Source organism: Mesorhizobium sp. P2_F8, assembly GCF_056403655.1.
Genome location: NZ_JBFUFB010000013.1, coordinates 121989 through 141632, shown reverse-complemented (window position 1 = coordinate 141632; position 19644 = coordinate 121989). Strand labels below are relative to the sequence as shown.

The 19644-nt window shown below is 64.4% G+C and carries 21 protein-coding genes; 10 read left to right on the top strand and 11 right to left on the bottom strand.

Translation table 11 applies throughout. The annotated features are described in order from the left end of the window. The first annotated feature begins 37 nt into the window (after positions 1–37). Together AC1DZP_RS28205 and deoA are read left to right on the top strand one after the other, a co-directional pair. Positions 38–847 carry a purine-nucleoside phosphorylase gene (locus AC1DZP_RS28205; RefSeq protein ID WP_477306937.1) on the top strand — a complete coding sequence of 270 codons (810 nt, stop codon included), beginning with the start codon at positions 38–40 and terminating at the stop codon, positions 845–847. Next, complete coding sequence (gene deoA / locus AC1DZP_RS28200; RefSeq protein ID WP_477306935.1) at positions 847–2166, top strand: thymidine phosphorylase; 1320 nt, start codon at positions 847–849, stop codon at positions 2164–2166. Before AC1DZP_RS28205 ends, deoA begins: the two co-directional genes overlap by 1 nt. A 24-nt stretch (positions 2167–2190) precedes the next feature. Here the strand turns inward: deoA and AC1DZP_RS28195 are convergent, their stop codons facing one another. The 3 genes from AC1DZP_RS28195 to AC1DZP_RS28185 form a co-directional block, all read right to left on the bottom strand. After that, entirely contained in the window at positions 2191–2754 is a 564-nt protein-coding gene (locus AC1DZP_RS28195; RefSeq protein ID WP_477306933.1) for a TIGR02281 family clan AA aspartic protease, read from the bottom strand. Positions 2755–2874: 120 nt separating this feature from the next. Next, positions 2875–3504, bottom strand: coding sequence for a uracil phosphoribosyltransferase (gene upp / locus AC1DZP_RS28190; protein ID WP_095084682.1), 630 nt, complete (start codon positions 3502–3504; stop codon positions 2875–2877). Positions 3505–3651: 147 nt separating this feature from the next. Further along, positions 3652–4626, bottom strand: a complete 975-nt coding sequence (locus AC1DZP_RS28185; protein ID WP_477306931.1) for an adenosine deaminase — start codon at positions 4624–4626, stop codon at positions 3652–3654. A gap of 134 nt (positions 4627–4760) precedes the next feature. Between AC1DZP_RS28185 and ubiE the strand changes: the two genes are divergently transcribed. From ubiE to coaBC, 3 genes are all read left to right on the top strand, one after another. Further along, the gene (ubiE, locus tag AC1DZP_RS28180; protein WP_477306929.1) at positions 4761–5537 is read left to right on the top strand and encodes a bifunctional demethylmenaquinone methyltransferase/2-methoxy-6-polyprenyl-1,4-benzoquinol methylase UbiE; all 777 of its coding nucleotides are present in this window, start codon (positions 4761–4763) and stop codon (positions 5535–5537) included. 70 nt (positions 5538–5607) lie between these two features. Continuing rightward, entirely contained in the window at positions 5608–7182 is a 1575-nt protein-coding gene (gene ubiB, locus AC1DZP_RS28175; RefSeq protein WP_477306927.1) for a 2-polyprenylphenol 6-hydroxylase, read from the top strand. A gap of 93 nt (positions 7183–7275) precedes the next feature. Beyond that, positions 7276–8745 (top strand): bifunctional phosphopantothenoylcysteine decarboxylase/phosphopantothenate--cysteine ligase CoaBC, encoded by a 1470-nt coding sequence (gene coaBC / locus AC1DZP_RS28170; protein ID WP_477306925.1) that lies wholly within the window; start codon positions 7276–7278, stop codon positions 8743–8745. 57 nt (positions 8746–8802) lie between these two features. Here coaBC and AC1DZP_RS28165 read toward each other — a convergent pair whose 3' ends face one another. After that, positions 8803–9369, bottom strand: coding sequence for an invasion associated locus B family protein (locus tag AC1DZP_RS28165; protein ID WP_457150935.1), 567 nt, complete (start codon positions 9367–9369; stop codon positions 8803–8805). Between the two features lie 340 nt (positions 9370–9709). Between AC1DZP_RS28165 and AC1DZP_RS28160 the strand changes: the two genes are divergently transcribed. Further along, positions 9710–10018, top strand: a complete 309-nt coding sequence (locus AC1DZP_RS28160; RefSeq protein ID WP_477306923.1) for a hypothetical protein — start codon at positions 9710–9712, stop codon at positions 10016–10018. A 126-nt stretch (positions 10019–10144) separates the two neighbouring features. After that, positions 10145–10621 (top strand): NUDIX hydrolase, encoded by a 477-nt coding sequence (locus tag AC1DZP_RS28155; protein WP_477227926.1) that lies wholly within the window; start codon positions 10145–10147, stop codon positions 10619–10621. A gap of 10 nt (positions 10622–10631) precedes the next feature. Here AC1DZP_RS28155 and AC1DZP_RS28150 read toward each other — a convergent pair whose 3' ends face one another. The 5 genes from AC1DZP_RS28150 to AC1DZP_RS28130 form a co-directional block, all read right to left on the bottom strand. After that, the gene (locus tag AC1DZP_RS28150; RefSeq protein ID WP_477306921.1) at positions 10632–11480 is read right to left on the bottom strand and encodes a citryl-CoA lyase; all 849 of its coding nucleotides are present in this window, start codon (positions 11478–11480) and stop codon (positions 10632–10634) included. After that, complete coding sequence (locus tag AC1DZP_RS28145) at positions 11477–12661, bottom strand: CaiB/BaiF CoA transferase family protein (protein WP_477306919.1); 1185 nt, start codon at positions 12659–12661, stop codon at positions 11477–11479. The genes AC1DZP_RS28150 and AC1DZP_RS28145 overlap by 4 nt, the downstream gene beginning before the upstream one ends. Positions 12662–12676: 15 nt before the next feature. Next, positions 12677–14200, bottom strand: coding sequence for a tripartite tricarboxylate transporter permease (locus AC1DZP_RS28140; RefSeq protein ID WP_477306917.1), 1524 nt, complete (start codon positions 14198–14200; stop codon positions 12677–12679). 4 nt (positions 14201–14204) lie between these two features. Continuing rightward, positions 14205–14741, bottom strand: a complete 537-nt coding sequence (locus AC1DZP_RS28135) for a tripartite tricarboxylate transporter TctB family protein (protein WP_284283708.1) — start codon at positions 14739–14741, stop codon at positions 14205–14207. 135 nt (positions 14742–14876) lie between these two features. Continuing rightward, complete coding sequence (locus AC1DZP_RS28130; protein ID WP_477306915.1) at positions 14877–15854, bottom strand: Bug family tripartite tricarboxylate transporter substrate binding protein; 978 nt, start codon at positions 15852–15854, stop codon at positions 14877–14879. A 287-nt stretch (positions 15855–16141) separates the two neighbouring features. On the opposite strand from AC1DZP_RS28130, the gene AC1DZP_RS28125 reads away from it, so the two are divergent. After that, positions 16142–16912 carry an IclR family transcriptional regulator gene (locus AC1DZP_RS28125; RefSeq protein ID WP_477306913.1) on the top strand — a complete coding sequence of 257 codons (771 nt, stop codon included), beginning with the start codon at positions 16142–16144 and terminating at the stop codon, positions 16910–16912. 156 nt (positions 16913–17068) lie between these two features. Here the strand turns inward: AC1DZP_RS28125 and AC1DZP_RS28120 are convergent, their stop codons facing one another. Then, positions 17069–17608: a GNAT family N-acetyltransferase gene (locus tag AC1DZP_RS28120; protein ID WP_477306911.1), complete on the bottom strand. Its 540-nt coding sequence runs from the start codon at positions 17606–17608 to the stop codon at positions 17069–17071. Between the two features lie 262 nt (positions 17609–17870). Here AC1DZP_RS28120 and AC1DZP_RS28115 point away from each other — a divergent pair, with 262 nt between their 5' ends. Continuing rightward, positions 17871–18326 (top strand): DUF2214 family protein, encoded by a 456-nt coding sequence (locus AC1DZP_RS28115; RefSeq protein ID WP_477306909.1) that lies wholly within the window; start codon positions 17871–17873, stop codon positions 18324–18326. Here AC1DZP_RS28115 and nth read toward each other — a convergent pair. Next, positions 18320–19126, bottom strand: a complete 807-nt coding sequence (gene nth / locus AC1DZP_RS28110) for an endonuclease III (RefSeq protein WP_477306963.1) — start codon at positions 19124–19126, stop codon at positions 18320–18322. The two genes, AC1DZP_RS28115 and nth, sit on opposite strands and share 7 nt — an antisense overlap. Positions 19127–19148: 22 nt before the next feature. Between nth and AC1DZP_RS28105 the strand changes: the two genes are divergently transcribed. Then, a complete protein-coding gene (locus AC1DZP_RS28105) occupies positions 19149–19643 on the top strand; it encodes a DUF2244 domain-containing protein (protein WP_477306907.1) in 495 nt (164 codons plus the stop codon). The last annotated feature ends 1 nt before the right edge of the window (position 19644 follow it).

Genomic DNA, 19644 nt, shown 5'->3' with positions numbered 1-19644 from the left:
TGAACGAAGAACTGGCTGCAATGAAGAGTTGGCTGCGATGAAGGAAAAGGCGCTCGACCATCTCGTCGAAAGGCTCGACGGCCTGGCGCCGTCGACCGCACTGGTGCTGGGTTCAGGCCTGGGCGGGCTGGTCGACCAGATCGAGGATCCGATCCGCATTTCCTACGCCGACCTGCCGGGCTTTCCCAGAAGTGGCGTCACCGGCCATGCTGGCCAAGTGGTGGCGGGGCTGTTCGCTGGCGTGCCGGTGCTGATGCTGTCCGGCCGCGCCCATTACTACGAGCACGGCAACGCGGCCGCGATGCGGCCGGCGCTGGAAGTACTTGCCGGTATCGGCATCACCAAGCTGATCCTCACCAATGCCGCCGGTTCGGTCGATCCCGACATGCCGCCGGGCTCGGTCATGCTCATATCGGACCACATCAATTTCTCGGGCACCAATCCGCTGATCGGCGAGCCCAGCGACAGCCGCTTCGTCGGCCTGACCGAGGCCTATGACGCCGGCATCCGCAAAGCGATCGAACGGGCGGCGAAGGCGACCGGCACAGCACTTCACAAGGGCGTCTACATGTGGTTCTCGGGCCCATGCTTCGAAACGCCCGCCGAAATCCGCATGGCGCGCATCATGGGCGCCAATGCGGTCGGCATGTCGACCGTGCCGGAGGTCATTCTTGCCCGCTTCCTCGGACTTCGGGTCGCCGCCTGCTCGGTCATCACCAATTTGGCGGCCGGTATGACCGGGGCCGAGCTTTCGCACCAGGAGACCAAGGACATGGCGCCGATCGGCGGCGCGCGGCTGGCAACGATCCTGCAGCGCGTGTTCCGCGACGGACTGCTGGAGAGCTGATGCTTCCCCAGGAAATCATCCGACGCAAGCGCGATGGCCTGAAGCTGTCGGCGCAGGAGATCGCCGGCTTCGTCGAGGGCATCACCGAAGGGGCCGTTTCGGACGGCCAGGTCGGCGCCTTCGCCATGGCGGTGTTCTTCAACGGCATGAGCCGCGACGAGGCGGTGGCACTGACGTTGGCGATGCGCGATTCCGGTGACGTGCTCGACTGGTCGGACCTGCCCGGCCCGGTGACCGACAAACATTCGACAGGCGGCGTCGGCGACAATGTTTCGCTGATGCTGGCGCCGATCGTCGCCGCCTGCGGCGCTTATGTGCCGATGATCTCCGGCCGTGGCCTTGGCCATACCGGCGGCACGCTGGACAAGATGGATGCGATCCCTGGCTATACCAGCGAGCCCGATATCGCGCTGTTTCGCAAGGCGGTGCTTGAAACCGGCTGCGCCATAATCGGCCAGACCGCGGACCTCGCGCCGGCAGATCGACGGCTCTACGCGATCCGGGATGTCACCGGCACGGTCGAATCGGTGCCGCTGATCACCGCTTCGATCCTGTCGAAGAAGCTGGCGGCCGGGCTGCAGTCGCTGGTGCTCGACGTCAAGGTCGGAAACGGTGCCTTCATGGAAAAATCGCGGGACGCGACAGCACTTGCCAACAGTCTTGTCGAGATCGCCAATGGCGCGGGCCTGAAGGCCTCGGCGTTGATCACCGGCATGAACGAGCCGCTGGCCTCGGCCGCCGGCAACGCGGTCGAGGTGCGCAACGCCGTCGACTTCCTGACCGGCCGCCTTCGTGATCGTCGGCTTGAGGACGTGACGCTGGCGCTCGCCGCCGAGATGCTGCAATCGGCGGGACTGGTGTCGTCGAACCAGGATGGCATGCGGCGCGCTACCGAGACGCTTGCCAGCGGCCGCGCCGCCGCCACTTTCGCACGCATGGTCGCCGCGCTCGGCGGTCCCGCCGATTTCATCGAGAAACCGGAAAAATACTTGGCCGCGGCGGTGACCGAGTTTGCTGTCAAGGCGACCGAAGACGGCTTCGTCACCGGCATAACGACCCGCGACATCGGGCTCGCCGTGGTTGGCCTGGGAGGCGGACGCACGCGGCCGGACGACAAGGTCGATCACGCGGTCGGCATCACCAGGCTGCTGCCGGTCGGCGCGGAGGTTCGGGCTGGCGAGCCGCTGGCGCTGGTCCATGCCCGCTCATTGGCCGATGCCGAGGCGGCCGCCGCCGCTGTGATTTCGGCCTATGCGATTGGCGCCTCAAAGCCGGCTGCCGACAAGTCGGTCATCCGGCGGATCCTTCCACGCGGCTAATTGCGAATTCTTCCGCGCGGCAGATTATTGAACGAGCAGCAGCGTCCCATTCTCGGCCTGGAATTTGCCAAGCCGATTGAGGAAGCTCATGCCGATCAGATTGGTCTGCAGTGCCTTGTCGTCGAGCACGATGGTCTGGACGTCATTGACCGTGATGCTGCCGATCTGTAGCCGGTCGATCATTGCCACCGCAGCCTTGATCGAGCCGTTGGCGGTGCTGACCTCGTGGCTGAAGTCGGAAGGGTTCAGCGACAGGCCGATCCTGCGAGCCGTCGAGGTGTTGATGGCGACCAGCGTGGCGCCGGTGTCTATCATGCCGTCGACCTGGCGTCCGTTGAGCTTGAAGGCCGACGAGAAATGTCCGCGCTCGTCAGCCGTAACGATGACCTTGCGGCCAAGCAGCAGCGGCGTGGCCGGCTTGCTGGGCACCGCTGCCAGATTGACGTTCGGTTGGGCTTCGACCGCGGCCTTGCCCGTCAACGGCGGTCTCAGCAGGTTTTCGATGATTTGCGGATTCGACTGATACACGATCGGTATCGATGCCGATGTGCCGGCGAAAACGCCAAGGATGAGAAGCTTGCGCAGCATGGATCGGCCTTCGTGACGGCCGATCCATAAGCCCGGATGGTGATTGCCGCTTTAACGCACGCCAAAACCACGCCTTTGCGTAAACATTTGGTAAATCGTACCAGGCAACTTTGCCTGGTACTACTTGGTCCCGTACATGCGGTCGCCGGCATCACCGAGCCCAGGCATGATGTAGCCCTTCTCGTTCAGCTGGCGGTCGATCGAAGCGGTGAAGACGGGAACATCCGGATGCGCCTTGGTGAAGCGCTCGATGCCCTCGGGCGCCGCCAACAGGCAAAGGAAGCGGATGTTGGTGGCGCCGCGCCCTTTCAGCTTGTCGATCGCCGCGATCGCCGAATTGGCGGTGGCCAGCATCGGATCGACGACGATCACCAGCCGGTCGGCGAGGTCGCTCGGCGCCTTGAAGAAATATTCCACCGCCTCCAGCGTCTCATGGTCGCGGTAAAGGCCGATATGGGCGACGCGGGCCGCCGGCACCAGGTCGAGCAGGCCTTCGAGCAAGCCGTTGCCGGCGCGCAGCACCGAGGCAAAAACCAGCTTCTTGCCCTCCAGCGTCGGCGCCTCCATCGTCTCGATCGGCGTTTCGATCGTCGTCGTCGTCAGTTCGAGGTTGCGGGTGACCTCATAGCCGAGCAGCAGCGAGATCTCGCGCAGCAGCCGCCGGAAGCCGGCCGTCGAGGTCTCCTTCTTGCGCATGATGGTCAGCTTGTGCTGGACAAGCGGATGGTCGACGACGGTGACGCCCTGCATGGTGTTCTCCTGATGCCTGCGCCCGAATGTGCGCGCATGGTCCCTTTCGGACGCGCCGCGCTTCAAGCTGCTTGAGTGAACCCTAGCGGCAATACGCCGGCCAAGGAACCGTTTGGCCAGCACCGACCACAGCTTTGTCGGTAGAAATCAGCGTGAGGCGCCGTTGAGGCGGGCAAGAAGCGCGGTCTTGGTCTTTCGGTCGACGAAAGCAGCCTCGATGGCCGTTCTGGTGACGGCAGTCAGCGCCTTTTCGGTCATAGAGAAATGCTCGGCGGCGATTTCGTATTCGCGCTTCAGCGAGGTCCAGAAATAGGGTGGATCGTCGGAATTGAGCGTCACCTTGCAGCCGGCCGCCTGCAGGGCTGGAAAGGGATGGTCGGCAAAACTCTCGAACACCTTGAGCGCGATGTTGGAGCCGGGGCAGCACTCCAGCACGATGCCCTCATCGGCAATGCGCCGGACAAGGTCCGGGTTTTCGATGGCGCGCACGCCATGGCCGATGCGGGAGGGACGGATGTGATCGAGCGCCGCCTTGACGGTCTCCCAGCCTGTCAGTTCGCCGGCATGGATGGTGATGCCGAGCCCGGCCTCGCGGGCGATCTCGAAGGCCCTGACATAGTCCTCCATGTCGCCGATGCGCTCGTCGCCGGCGACGCCGAAGCCGGTGACCAGCGGGTGCCCGCAGCGCGCCGCGAAGCGCGCCGCCTGCTCGATGGACTCGACACCGACATGGCGCACGCCGGTGACGATCATGCGGCCCTCGATGCCGGTCTTGGCCTTGGCCCGGGCCATGCCTTCGCCAAGCGCGTCGGTATAGGCCTTGGGCGACAGGCCGGCTTTCGTGGCGTGGTCGGGCGAAGTGAACACCTCGGAATAGATAGCACCGTCGCGAGCGAGGCTGGTCAGATAATGGTCGGCCAGCCGCGCATAATCCTCCTCCGTCCGGAACAGATCGGCGGAAAAATCATAGGCCGCGAGGAAGGATGTGAAATCATGCCAGACGAATGAACCGTTCTGGATATAGGGCGAGGTATCCTTGCCGTATTTCTGCGCCTGGCGGATGACGAGTTCAGGCGCCGCTGCCCCTTCAATGTGGCAGTGCAATTCCGCTTTCAAAGGCATTCAATCATCCCGTCGGTCAGTCCAAGTCTTGAAAATCCAACACCTGGAAGCGCGGCTGAACACCGCGCCTTAAACAATAGCGCCCGCACCATCGATCGGCTATGGTCCCGCCGGTTTTATGACGGATCAAAAAAATGTCAGTTGAGAGAACCACGGCCGCGGGCGGCATGGAAACCTCCTATGGTTTCAAGCGTGTAGGGGCTGGCGACAAGCAGTCCCTGGTCAACGATGTTTTCCACAAGGTTGCCAACCGCTACGACCTGATGAACGATCTGATGTCGGCCGGCCTGCACCGGCTGTGGAAGGATGCCATGGTCACCTGGCTCCATCCTCCCAAAAGAATGGGCTGGCGCGTGCTCGACGTTGCCGGTGGCACCGGTGACATCGCCTTCCGGATCGTCGATGCGAGCCACGGCAATGCCCATGCCACCGTGCTCGACATCAATGGCTCGATGCTCGCCGTCGGCCGCGATCGAGCCGAGAAGAAAGGCCTGTCCGGCAACACCGACTTCGTCGAGGCCAATGCCGAGGAACTGCCCTTCCCCGACGCCACATTCGATGCCTACACCATCGCTTTCGGCATTCGCAACGTGCCGCGCATCGATGTCGCGCTCAGTGAAGCGTTCCGCGTGCTGAAGCCGGGCGGTCGGTTCCTCTGCCTCGAATTTTCCGAAGTCGAGATGCCGTTGCTCGACAAGGCCTATGAAGCCTGGTCGTTCAACGCCATTCCGAAGATCGGCAAGATGGTCACCGGCGACGGCGAGCCCTATTCCTATCTGGTCGAATCGATCGCCAGGTTTCCCAACCAGCAGAATTTCGCGTCGATGATTTCGCGCGCCGGCTTCGATCGCGTCTCCTTCCGCAACTATTCCGGTGGCATCGCGGCACTTCATTCGGGCTGGAAGCTTTGAGGCTGGACCGCATTTCTCCCAGTCGACGTGCGCCATGCCGGTTCGAAGAACCGGTAGGACGGGCACGGCCATGAGCACCGTCAGCGCAGGATTTCGGCTCGTACGGGCCGGCTGGGTGCTGGTGCGCGAGGGCGTCGTCGCCGCCTTGCCGGGAGAGGAACTGTCCGGCCTGCCGAAATTCGGCTGGCGGCTTGCGCGGCTGTTCACCCGCCGCCGCGCGCTGGCCTATGAGCGCAGCGACCGGCTGGCCAAGGCGGTCGTCCGGCTCGGGCCGTCCTATGTCAAGCTCGGCCAGTTCCTGGCGACACGCCCCGACGTCGTCGGCAACGACATGGCGCTCGATCTCGCCATGTTGCAGGACAAGATGCACACCTTCCCGAGAGCCGAGGCGATCGCGGCTATCGAGGCTTCGCTCGGGCGCAAGGTCGGCGATCTCTACGCGCAATTCGGCGACCCGGTCGCAGCCGCTTCCATCGCCCAGGTCCATGCTGCCGAAACCATCCATGACGGCTCTGCAACCAAGGTCGCTGTAAAGGTCATCCGGCCGGGCGTGCGCCGCCACTTCTTCCAGGATCTCGAAAGCTATTTCCTCGCCGCCCACCTGCAGGAGAAATACATTCCGTCGTCGCGCCGGCTGCGGCCGGTCGAGGTCACCGAGACGCTGGCGCAGACCACCAGGATCGAGATGGACCTCCGCCTCGAGGCGGCAGCCCTTTCGGAACTCGGCGAAAACACCAAGGACGATCCCGGCTTTCGCGTGCCATCCGTCGACTGGGAGCGCACCGGCCGCGACGTGCTGACCATGGAGTGGGTCGACGGCGTCAAGATGAACGACATTGCCGGCCTTGCCGCTGCCGGTCACGACCTGAAGACAATCGCCGCCAACCTCATCCAGTCGTTCCTGCGCCACACGCTGCGCGATGGCTTCTTCCACGCCGACATGCATCCGGGCAATCTGTTTGTCGAAGCAAACGGCACCATCGTCGCCGTCGACCTCGGCATTGCCGGCAGGCTCGGCAAGAAGGAGCGCCGCTTCCTCGCCGAAATCCTCTACGGCTTCATCACCCGCGACTACCTGCGTGTCGCCGAAGTGCATTTCGAGGCCGGCTACGTGCCGCGCCAGCACAATGTCGCGGCCTTTGCGCAAGCAATCCGGGCGATCGGCGAGCCGATCCACGGCCAGCCGGCAGAGACCATTTCGATGGCCAAGCTTTTGACGCTGCTGTTCGAAGTGACCGAACTCTTCGACATGGCGACGCGGCCGGAACTGATCCTGCTGCAGAAGACCATGGTGGTGGTCGAGGGCGTGGCGCGCACGCTCGACCCGGCCTTCAACATGTGGAAGACGGCCGAGCCGGTGGTTAGCGGCTGGATCGCCGGCAATCTCGGCCCGCGTGGCATGATGGTCGATGCGCGCGATGGCGCCAAGGCGCTGCTGACGCTGGCCAGCCAGGCGCCCGAGCTTGCGGCTCGCACCGATCGGCTGTCGCGCGAGATCGACCTGATGGCCGAGCACGGCCTGCGCTTCGACGAGACCACCGCCCGCGCCATCGGCAAGGCCGAGGCGCGCTACAGCCGCTCCGGCCGCCTGGCGCTATGGGTGATCGCGCTGACGCTGGTCTATATCGCCTGGAAGATCATATAGCACCCAGTCACAGCAGGGTTTAGCGCCGCAACTTGCGGCGATCTGATTGCATTGCTATCATTGCATTCAGAAACTGCGGCAGAGTGCAATCATATGGCTAGCATTACGATCCGCAATCTGGACGACGAGGTCAAGGAACTGCTGCGCCGATTGGCGGCGGAGAACGACCGCTCCATGGAGGAGCAGGCGCGGGTCATGATCCGGGCTGCCGTTGACGGGCAGATCGGTCCTGTGGGCCGTATCGACCAGATCGAGAAAACCCTCCGCCAGCTGACCAGTTCGCACGGTGTAGCGACTCCCGCTGCCGCACCGGCAGGCAAAGCCTTGCCGCGCGGCCTCTCCGGCAAACGCATTCTGCTCATCATCGGCGGCGGCATCGCCGCCTACAAGGCGTTGGATCTCATCCGTCGCCTGCGCGAGCGAGGTGCCGCGGTGCGGGTGGTCATGACATCAGCCGCGCAGGAATTCGTCACCACGCTGTCGGTGGGCGCGCTCTCCGCCGACCATGTCTTCACCGAACTGTTCGACCGCAATGACGAGCACGATGTCGGCCATATCAGGCTGTCACGCGAGGCTGACCTTCTCGTAGTGGCGCCCGCCACCGCCGACCTGATGGCCAAGCTTGCCAACGGCCATGCCAACGATCTTGCCTCGACAGTGCTGATCGCCACCGACAAGCCGGTGTTGATGGCGCCAGCCATGAACCCAAGAATGTGGGCGCATCCGGCGACACGCCGCAACCGCGCGACGTTACAGAAGGATGGCGTCGCTTTTGTCGGTCCGGCCAGGGGCGAGATGGCCGAAAGCAATGAGGCGGGCGAAGGCCGCATGGCCGAACCGCTGGAGATCGTCGCCGCCATCGAGGCACTGCTCGATGTCAGCCCCAAGCCGCTGTTGGGACGCAGGATCATCGTCACCTCTGGCCCGACGCATGAGCCGATCGACCCGGTGCGCTATATCGCCAACCGTTCGTCCGGCAAGCAGGGCCACGCCATTGCGGCGGCACTGGCCAGGCTCGGCGCCGATGTCCGCCTCGTCTCCGGTCCGGTCACCATCGCCGATCCCGCCGGGGTGAAGACCATCCATGTCGAACGGGCGCAAGAGATGCGCGATGCGGTGGAGCAGCTTCTGCCTGCGGACGCCGCGGTGTTCGTCGCCGCCGTTGCCGACTGGCGCAGCGAGAACTCGGCCGGTGAGAAGATCAAGAAGGTCCCCGGCGAAGGACCGCCGGTTTTGCGCATGGTCGAGAATCCCGACATTCTCGCCGGGGTTGGCCATCACAGCCAGCGACCTGGCCTTGTGGTCGGCTTCGCCGCCGAGACACAGGATCTCTTGCGCAACGCGGAAGCCAAGCTTCGCAAGAAGGGCGCCGATTTCATCGTGGCCAACGACGTGTCGCACGAAAGCGGCATCGGTCCTTCAGGCGTGATGGGCGGGGATCGCAATCGGGTGCGGATCGTATCCAGGGCCGGCGTCGAGGAATGGCCCGAGATGAGCAAGGACGAGGTGGCGGCGCGGCTCGCCGCCCTGATCGCCGAACGGCTGAAGACGACCGTCGTTTGACCAGCGGCGCTGGAACGACGGCGCGCTTCAGGTCATTCGGCTCTGCATAACCTGCGATCAATTGGACAAAAGCTCCGCGGTTCGGGCAAGGGCGCCGGCAAAACCGTTGAGCGGAATGGAAAAGGTCACCGCTTGTCCGGTGTCTGCCGCGAAGGCATCGATCTTGAGGGTGGTACCCGACTTCAGCAGCGGCGTGAGGGTCGCATCGAACGCCACCGGCACCAGGCAGCCGACGACCTGGCAGGTGTTGAATGGCAGGCTGCCATCCAGCTTCTGGTCGTCGATGCTCAGGCTGACGCCCTTGGCCAGCGCCAGGCCGAACGGCAGGGCGAGCGTACCGGCGGCATCCTCGCCGGTTTTGCTCGACAGCTCGATCGCCAGCAGGCGCTGGTTGTTTTGCTTGTTGAATTGCTGATGCGACAGGCTGCAGGTCTTGGTCGCGCCTGATATCTGGCAATTGACCGTCCAGTCGCCATGGGTCTCGGACAACGCCGACGCGCCACCGGGCAGTTGCGGCGCATCGGCGGCCGGCGCCGCCGCGGTCTTGGTTTGCGCCGCCACGGCCGGCACACCGACGACGCAGGCTACACCCAGCATTGCCACGAAATACGCGTACTTCCTCATCAAGACTCCTCCCGCCCGGCTCCGCCTGGGGCCAGCTGGATGCTGACCTTGAGAGACGCGCCGATCGCGTTCTGTTCAAACCGTTTCGCCGGAGGCGCCGTTATAGCTGACGGCCGGCGCCATTGACGCCACGCAGCTCACGACGGGCGCCGACCGATAGAGCGGCGAATCGACGACCTCCGTCAAGTGCAATGCGGGGTTGTCAGGCAGATTCTCCGCCGCCGTGAGGTGGCCTTCGCCGGTCGACAAACCGATATTGTTTCGATCAGCCCCAAGATATGGCACAGCCGCACAGACGCCCTATATTAAGGCCATGACTTCTTCACGCGGGAATGAGCGGATGTCGGCGTTTCGACCATTGATGGTTTTCACATCGGCAATGCTGGCGACGGCAGTGCTGGCCGGCGCTTGCCTGCCGGCTTCCGCGCAAGCCGTCAATTCCCTCAACGGCAACAACGCGCTGATCCGGCAGAACGACCTGCAAGTCCTTCAGAACCGGGTGCAGCGGCAGCTCTACCAGCAGCAACAGCAGCAGTATCGTGCTCAGGACCGCCAGATCGTCCAGCAGCCGCAGCCGGTGGTGCCACAATACAAGCCAAGCTGTACGACGCAGATAATCGGCGCCACCGTTTTGAGCAATTGCCGCTGACAAGCCGGCGTTTTTCATTTATTAGCCGACTTATGTATTCGGAGTGTCTTTCGGCACACGCGAAAGTTTTGGTTTTGCAACGATGCCTTGTCGCGCTATGCGGCATTGCATCGACTGGATTCACGAATGATAGCCACCAAGAAGAAGGCCGTACGCAAGGCAAAGAAGGGCGAGAGCATCCGTCAGGTGGCGGCGATTCCGTTTCGGCTGAACGCGCGTGGCGATGTCGAGGTGATGCTGGTCACATCGCGAACCACAAGACGCTTCATCGTCCCCAAGGGCTGGCCGATGAAGGGCAAGAGCGGACGCAAGGCGGCCACCATCGAAGCGCGAGAGGAAGCCGGCGTGCTCGGCAAGACGCTGAAGGAGCCGGCGGGCAGCTACTCCTATTGGAAACGGCTGGCCAACCGCTTCGTCCGCGTCGACGTTATCGTCTATCTGCTGGAGGTCACTGAGGAACTGGCCGACTGGCAGGAAGCCAAACGGCGGCAGCGGGCCTGGCTGCCGGCCGCAGATGCGGCCACGCTCATCGATGAGCCGGACCTTTCGAGCCTGGTGGCGAACTTGATGATTGCCAAGCCCGAGCCACTCGACCTCGCCTGAGGCGGGACTTTCACTCGGTCGTGTCGTCCGCTTCGGGAAAGGGGCGCACCGGCGCGCCGGTATAGGCCCACAACCATTCGCGCGGCAGCGGCCCTTTGTTTCGCTCGACTTGCTGTGACTGTTCCCAGGCATGCGCCAGGATGCCGACCGAGCGCGACAGCACGAAAAGCCCGCGCGTCAGCGGCGGCGGAAAGCCAAGTTCGCCGTAGATGACGGCGGTGGCGCCATCGATGTTGAGCGGTATCTTTTTCCCTTTGCGCCGGGCGACGTCCGCCTCGATCGCCTCGGCGATGTCGGCGAAGCGTCCATTGACGACACCACGCGCGGCAAACGCGCGGGTCAGTTCCAGCAGGCGCGGCGCGCGCGGGTCGACCGGATGGAAACGGTGGCCGAGCCCCGGCACATAACCCTTCTCCTTGGCGAAGAACCGGTCGAGCCGCGTCGAGACGGCTTCATTCAGCGTCATGCCACCGTCGAGCGCGACAGCGATKTCACCGTAGAAGGTCAACGCCTGTTCGCCGGCACCGCCATGCACGTCGCCGAGCACGTTGATGGCCGAGGCCATGGCGCTGTTGATGCCGACGCCGCAGGTTGCAGCCATGCGCGCAATCGCGATCGACGGCGCTTGCGGCCCATGGTCGACGGCGGCGCCCAGCGCAATGCCGAGCAGCGCCGCCTGGTCCTCGCTGGGCAACTCGCCACGCAACATCAGCCAGATCATCGCCGGGAAGCTGACGCGGCCGATCAGGTCCTGGATCTCATAGCCGCGAAGCCGGATGACACCGGGCCGCATCTCGATGATATCGGTCTGCCACCATTCCTCGCCACGCTCACGGCCGGTCTTCTTCTCGGTGCTCATGCCCGTGCCTTTGTCTTTGCGCGCGGCGGCAGATCGGCGAAAACCTCGTCCATATGCTCGCCCAGCGCCGGTGGCGGCTTCGTCGGCAGGGGTGCCGCGCCATCGACCATGAAGCCGCCGCGCAGAACCGTCAGCGGCCTGTCCATGCCCGGCACGCCCTCAAAATTCGCGGTCACCTGGCGCTCTAGCACTTGCGTCTCGGCCAGCACTTGCGGGATCGTCAGCACCCTGCCCGCGGGCACGCCGGCGCGATTGAGCGTCTCTTCCCAGACTGCCGCCGCAGCGCCCGCCAGGGCGTCCTCGATCTCGACCTTGAGCGCCGCACGGTTGCGCTTGCGCGTCTCGCGCTCGGCAAAGCGCGGATCCACTGCCAGCTCGGCCCGCCCGATCAGCCGGCACAGCGCCACGAACTGCTCCTGCTTGTTGGCGGCGATGTTGAGCAGTCCGTCGCCGGTGCGGAAGGCCCCAGAGGGTGCCGCTGTCATGTTCTCATTGCCCATCGGCTCCGGATCGACCGCTGCCGTCAGGTAGTTGGAGACCGGCCAGCCGAGCGCCGAGAGCGTGCATTCGAGCATCGAGACGTCGAGAAAGGCGCCCTCGCCGTTCGTCTTCTGTCGGACCAGCGCCGAGGCGATGGCGAACGCGCCGACCAGCCCCCCAAGCGTGTCGGCGACAGGATAGCCGACCCGCAGCGGCGCCGTCTCCGGTGTGCCGGTGATGCTCATGATCCCCGACAGCCCCTGGATGATCTGGTCATAGGCGGGATTGTCACGCATCGGTCCGGTCTGGCCAAAACCGGATATCGCGCAATAGACAAGGCCGGGGCGGACCGCCTTGAGCGCCTCGTAGCCAAGGCCGAGCCGATCCATCACGCCGGGGCGGAAGTTCTCCACCAGCGCATCGGCGCTCGCGACCAGATCGAGGAAGCGTTCGCGATCGGCCGGCTTCTTGAGGTCGAGCACCACCGATCGTTTGCCGGCGTTCTGCGCCAGGAACGAGGCGCCCATGCCGGCGCTGTTGAGCGTTGGCGATCCGCCGAGCTGGCGTGCCAGGTCGCCGCCTTGCGGGACCTCGACCTTGATCACGTCGGCCCCGAGCAGCGCCAGCTGATAGGCACAATAGGGGCCGGCCAGGACGTTGGTCAGGTCGAGGACGCGGATACCGGAAAGCAATTCGGTCATGACAGCTCAAATCGATCAGGCATCGCCCGGCACATGCTCCGGTCCGCGCCGCCGGCGGTGCTCGACATAGGCCCAGATATGCGGCCCGACCAGGCCGATGAAGGCGAGCGTCAGCAGCGTCAGCGACAGCGGATGCTTGTAGAACACCGACCAGTCACCATTCGAGATGGTCATCGCCCGGCGGAACTGGGTTTCGGCGAGTGGCCCCAGGATCATGCCGATGATGACCGGCGCGGTCGGGAAATCGAAGCGCCGCATCAGGAACCCGGCCGCCCCCAGGAGATAGAGGATGACCAGGTCGATAGGCGATTGCGAGATGCCATAGGTGCCGACCGTGGCGAACACCAGGATGCCGGCATAGAGCTGCGGCGCCGGGATCTTCAACAGCCGCACCCACAGCCCGATCAGCGGCAGGTTGAGGATGACGAGGATGACGTTGGCGATGAACAGGCTGGCGATCAGTCCCCAGACGAGGTCGCCCTGCGTAGTCAAAAGCAGCGGCCCCGGATTGATGCCGTAGCTCTGGAACGCCGACAGCATGATCGCCGCCGTCGCCGAGGTCGGCAGGCCGAGCGTCAGCATCGGCACCAGCACGCCGGCGGCGGACGCATTGTTGGCGGCTTCGGGGCCGGCGACGCCTTCGATGGCGCCGACGGTACCGAATTCTTCCTTGTGGTTCGACAGCTTCTTTTCGATTGCGTAGGACAGGAAGGTCGGGATTTCGGCGCCGCCTGCCGGCATGGCGCCGATCGGAAAGCCGATCGCCGCACCGCGCAGCCAGGGTTTCCACGATCGCGCCCATTCGGCTGTTGTCATGTAGAGCGAGCCCCTCAGCGGCACGATCTCGTCCTTGCCGGCATAGCGGCGCGAGGCCATGTAGAGTGTCTCGCCGACGGCGAACAGGCCGACGGCGCAGATGATGACGTCGACGCCGTCAAGCAGTTCGGTCATGCCGAAGGTGAAGCGCGGCTGGCCGGTCTGCAGGTCGACGCCGATCATGCCGATGACGAAGCCGGCGAACAGGCTGGTGAGGCCGCGCACGGACGAGGAGCCGAGCACCGCCGAAACCGTGATGAAGGCCAATACCATCAGCGAGAAATATTCGGCCGGGCCGAAGGCGAGCGCGAATTTGACCACCACGGGCGCCAGGAAGGCGACGCCCAAGGTGCCAATGGTGCCCGCGACGAAGGAACCAATCGCCGAGGTGGCAAGTGCCGCCCCGCCGCGGCCGGATCGCGCCATCTTGTTGCCTTCCAGCGCGGTGACGATCGTGGCGCTTTCGCCGGGCGTGTTGAGCAGGATCGACGTTGTCGAGCCGCCATACATGGCGCCGTAATAGATGCCGGCGAACAGGATGAAAGAGGCCTCCGGCGCCACCTGGTAGGTGATCGGCAAAAGCAGGGCGATGGTCAGCGCCGGCCCGAGACCGGGCAGCACGCCGATGGCGGTGCCGAGCGTGGTGCCGAGCAGGCACCACAGAAGATTGACTGGGGTGAAGGCTACCGAGAAGCCGTGTCCGAGATGGCCGAGCGTTTCCATGGCGTCAGGCTCCAAACGTGCCGATGATCGCATCGATCACCGTGTTCAGCTGGTTCTCGATGAAGCCGGCGCCGATGTTGACGCCGAGCGCCCTGGCGAAGCCGAAATAGGCGGCCAGCGCCAGGATCAGGCCGAGCCCTACGTCGCGCAGCGTGCGCTTGCTGCCGAAGCCGTAGCAGACCAGAACGAACATGATTACGGATGCCGCCGTGAAGCCCAGCGGCTGGATCAGCAGCAGATTGGCGACGAGGCCGATGACGACGAAACCCATCGCCTTCCAGTCGGTCGGCGTTTCCTTTTCCTCCTCCGGCTGCCAGCCGCCGCGAAGCGCAGCGAGGATGAGCAACAGGGAAAGCACCACAAGACCGACCATGGTGAGGTAGGGAAAGACGGTCGGACCGACCTTGGAGTAGAGCGGCGACACCGGGATCGCCAGCGTCTGCCAGGCTACAGCGCCGGCGCAGGCCAGAAGCCCGACGCCGATCAACAATTCCGGCACGGCAAGGCGCGACGGCGCCACCTGCTGGTCACTGCTGCTCATGATTGTCCTCCCCAAGAATACTGGCCAGGATAGCTGGCCAAGATGCCCGGCACCGCACGGCCGGTCCTCACCGCAGTGCCGGCTTTGCATTCCATGCGAGAAGGGGCGGCGAGCGCCGCCCCTTTTTTGGGAAGATCAGGCGAGCCCGAGGTCTTTCAGGATGGCCTCGATGCGGGCCGTATCCTCGGCCACGAATTTCGCATAATCGTCGCCGGTGAGCAGGATCTGCGTCCAGTTGCGGTTCTTGCACTCGGTCGCCCAGGCATCGCTCTTGGCCATGCTCTCGACCAGCGTGATCATCGCCGCCTTGTCGGCATCGGAAACTCCGGGAGGTGCGAAGACCCCGCGCCAGTTGAACAGCTCGACATCGATGCCAGCTTCCTTCAGCGTCGGCGCGTCGATGCCGTCCTGGCGCTTGTCGGCCGAGATGGCAAGCAGCCGCAGCGCGCCCGCCTTGACCTGCTCGGAGAACTCGCCGAAGCCGGAGATGCCGGCCGCCACCTGATTGCCGAGCAGCGCCGACAGTGCCTCGCCGCCGCCGGCGAACGGCACGTAGGACAGGCTTGTCGCAGGCACGCCGACGGTCTTGGCAATCAGCCCAAACAGGATGTGATCCGAACCGCCGGCCGAGCCGCCAGCGACAGGAACCTTTGTCGGATCGGCCTTGAGTGCGGCGACGAAATCAGCTGCGGTCTTGAACGGCGACTCCGCCGGCACCACCAAGGCCTCGAACTCGCCGGTAAGGCGCGCGATCGGCGTGACTTGCGTCAGATTGTTGGCAGCCTTGTTGGCGATGATCGCGCCGACCATGACCATGCCGGCAACCATCAGCGAATTGCCTTTGCCGTTCCATTGGTTGATGAACTGCGGCAGCCCGACCGTGCCGCCGGCGCCGCCGACATTGGTGATCTGCGAGCCGGAGATCAGCTTTTCGCTGCGCAGCACCTGATCCATCGTGCGCCCTGTCTGATCCCAGCCGCCGCCAGGTGCCGCCGGCACGAAAATCTGGATCTGCGGCGCGCCTTCGGCGAAAGCGGGAGATTGATGAAGTCCTGCAAAGCCGGCAGCGCCTGCGGCGGCCGTGCTTATCAAAAATCTGCGTCTGTTCAGCATGGGATTCCTCCAGATCACGACACCTCCTCCGGTGCCTGCCAAAACGCGCCTGAATCCAGACCCGTAATCGAGTTCAAGCAGATGTTACCGAGTTCTGTCAACGGGAACGATATTCTACTAGACAGAACGCACCGGCAGCGCGACACAATGGCTCCGCCAAGCAGGTTCCGCAAAAGTGTCCCGCGGTTTTGCGACAAGAACCTGCGGCAAACGAAGAAACCTGAGCAGACGACGCGTTGGCGAAGCCAGCGGTGTCTGCTTAGGACCTTCCGAATTGGGAAACCGCAATGGACTCATCAAGCAGATCGGCTGATCCAGACATCCGGCACGCGGCTACCGAAGGGGTTGCCGCGCTTGATCGGGCAATCGCCATCCTCGACGCCTTCACCAAGGCCGACCGGTCGCTCAGCCTGGCCGAAATCGCGGCCCGTACCGGCCTCTACAAGAGCACCATCCTGCGGCTTGCGCATTCCCTGTTGCGCGGGCAGTTGCTCGAGCGCCTGGACGATGGCCGCTACCGTGTAGGACCCGCCACTTTCCGGCTCGGCGCGCTCTATCAGCGTTCGGTGGTGGCGGTCGACATCCTGTTGCCGATCATGCGCGACCTATCCGAGCGAAGCTGGGAGAGCGTTGCCTTCTATGTTCGCTCGGGCGACGTCCGCACCTGTCTCTACCGCGTCGAATCCAAGCACCCGATCCGCTACACGATACGCGAAGGCGACGTGCTGCCTCTGCTGGTTGGGTCGGGCGGCCGCGTGCTTGCGGCGTTTTCCGGCCAGCAGGGCGAACCCTACGAGACCATCCGCAAGACCTGCAACTGTCTCGCCGTCGGCGACCGCGACCCAGAGACGGCGGGCGTGTCGGCGCCGGTGTTCGGTCCGGGCCGGGCCCTGCTCGGCGCCTTGACGCTGGCCGGCCCCAGTTCGCGCGTCGACGCCGCGTTCCTTCAGCGCATGAAACGCCCGCTGCTCGAGGCGGCGGCGCGCGCCACCCGCGCCTTCGGCGAGGACGCCTCCATGCTCGAGCAGGCGAGCCTCGCCGCAGACGCCGTGTCGTAGTGGGGTCGAAGGCGCCGCAGCCGGAGCTGCCTCAGTTCAAATTTGACCAGAACCACACGGCGGTTCTTGGCACGGCCCGCCTCGTCGTCATTGCTGGCGACAGGCGCACTGCGATCTATGCTTGGCCGCGCGGGGATCTCCAGTCGATGACGCCGCTCAGGGCAGTCGCTCCAGCAGAATGGTCGGGGTGTCATGGTAGGTGGTCCGCACCACTTCCCGGTAGCCGCACTTCGTCGCAACGTTCAGCGACGCGGCGTTTTCCGGATCGATAATGCAAACGGTCCTCGCGGACCCGAAAGTCTCTTCGCCCCATGCCAGGACGCGGCCAACCACCTCGGTGGCGAAGCCTGCGCCATGAATGGCCGGAGCGAGCGCCCAGCCGGCCTCGGGAATGCCTTCGATCGACGGCTGCATATCGCGCTTCAGGTCGTGAAACCCGGCCTCGCCGATGAAACGGCCCGTCGCCTTTTCCTCGATCGCCCAGAAGCCGTAGCCGAGCAGCGACCACAGGCCGGCATGACGCAGGAAGCGCATCCAGCTTTCTTCACGCGTGCGCGGCTTGCCGCCGATGAAACGGGTGACCACGGGATCGGTCCACATCACGGCATAGGCGTCGAAATCTCCCAGCCGGTGTGCCCGCAGGATGGTTCGCTGCGTCTCGATCACAGGGGCGATGGTCGCTCGCGGATTGTTCATGGGATTGCCTCGCTTATCTACCCGGCGCGTAGCAAATTGCCCTGGCCAGGCAAGGGCCAAGGCAGGGCATATCATCTTCCAGGCGAGAAAATCGCGCTAAGCCGCGCCACAAATACGACGGGCACCCATGCGGGCAACATGGTCTCAAGCTCCGCTATGGGAATTCGGCGCGACGATGCTATTTTCGCGACAGGCTGATTCAGCATCTGCAAGCGCAATCCTTTCAGGCACGGGCTTGTGCCGTCAAACCCAGGGAAAAAGCATGGACACCACCGATCTCGTGCTTGCCATCGTCCACCATCTGCTGGCGTTTTCGCTAGCAGGGATCATCGGCGCCGAATTCGTGCTGATCCGCGGCGACCTGGCCGCCGCCACGCTCAAGCGGCTCGCCGGCATCGACCGTCATTATGGGATCATCGCCGCGCTGATCATCATCGTCGGCATCGGCCGCGTCTTCTATGGCCTCAAGGGTTGGGAATTCTACGTCTACAACTGGGTGTTCTGGGCCAAGATGGCGGCGTTTGGTATCGTCGGCCTGCTGTCGATCATCCCGACCGTCCGCTTCATCTCCTGGAACAGGCAGGCAGGCGCCAATCCCTCGTTCCTGGTGCCGGCAGCCGAGCTTGCATCCATCAAGACCTATGTCCGCGCCGAGGCGTTCATCTTCCTGCTGATCCCGGTCTTCGCCGCCGCGATGGCACGCGGCTACGGCTACTGATCGCTGGCGGCAACCGTTTCAAGCGGAGCTATCGGCACCAGCGGCGCCGGAATGCTGGTCGTCTTCTCCTGCGCCTTGCAGATGTCGGCGATGACGCAGGCCGGGCAATCCGGCTTACGGGCCTTGCAGACATAGCGGCCATGCAGGATCAGCCAGTGATGCGCGTGGCGCATGTATTCGTCCGGGATGATCTTCAACAGTCCCTGCTCGACCTGTTCCGGCGTCTTGCCGGGCGCCAGCCCGAGCCGGTTGCCGATGCGGAAGATGTGGGTGTCGACCGCCATCGTGTGCTGGCCGAAGGCCATGTTGAGCACGACATTGGCGGTCTTGCGCCCGACCCCCGGCAGCTTGACCAGTTGATCCCGGTCGTCAGGCACATCGCCGCCATGGTCGCGGATCAGCGCCTGCGACAGCGCCATCACGTTCTTGGCCTTGTTGCGCCACAGCCCGATGGTTCTGATATAGTCGCCAACCTTGGCTTCACCCAGCGCCAGCATCTTTTGCGGTGTATCGGCGGCCTTGAACAGCGCCCGCGTCGCCTTGTTGACGCCGGCATCGGTCGCCTGCGCCGACAGCACCACCGCCACCAGCAATGTGAAGGCGTTGACATGTTCGAGCTCGCCCTTCGGCTCAGGCCGCTGGACGGCAAAACGCCGGAAGATCTCGTGCACTTCGGCCGCGCTGTAGCGCGACGAACGCCGCACCGGCCGCGGACGCGGCTTGGCGTTCGACCCGTCCCGCCGGCCGGGCAACAGCTCATTTTTGGGCATGGATGATTCTTTGGACTTGGGGCTCGCCATTTCCTTCCTATAATATCCCGCCATGAGCGACACAAACGCCTCATTTCAGGCCGACGAGCCATTCTTTCGGGCGCTGCTGACCCCGCACCGGTCCCTGGGCAAAACCGGCTTTGCCTTGCTGATGGGCGCGCTGCTGTTCGGCTGGCTGGTGACAGGCGCCTTTTTCCTGTCGCGTGGTGCCTGGCCGGTGTTCGGCTTCCTCGGCCTCGACGTGGTCGCCGTCTACATCGCTTTCCGCGCCAACTATCGTGCCGCGCGTGCCCGCGAGGAGGTGTCGGTCTCGCGCACCAGCCTCGACATCCGCAAGACCGCGCCATCCGGAAAATCGGAAGCGCATCGCTTCAACCCGTTCTGGGCGCGGTTTTCGGTCGCCCGTCACGCCGAAATCGGTATCACCAGGATGACGGTGGAAGCACAGGGGCTGAACGTGCCGATCGGCGGGTTCCTGAATCCCGACGATCGCGAGACCTTCGCCACCGCCTTTTCGCGGGCGCTTGCGACCGCCAAGGCACGCTGAT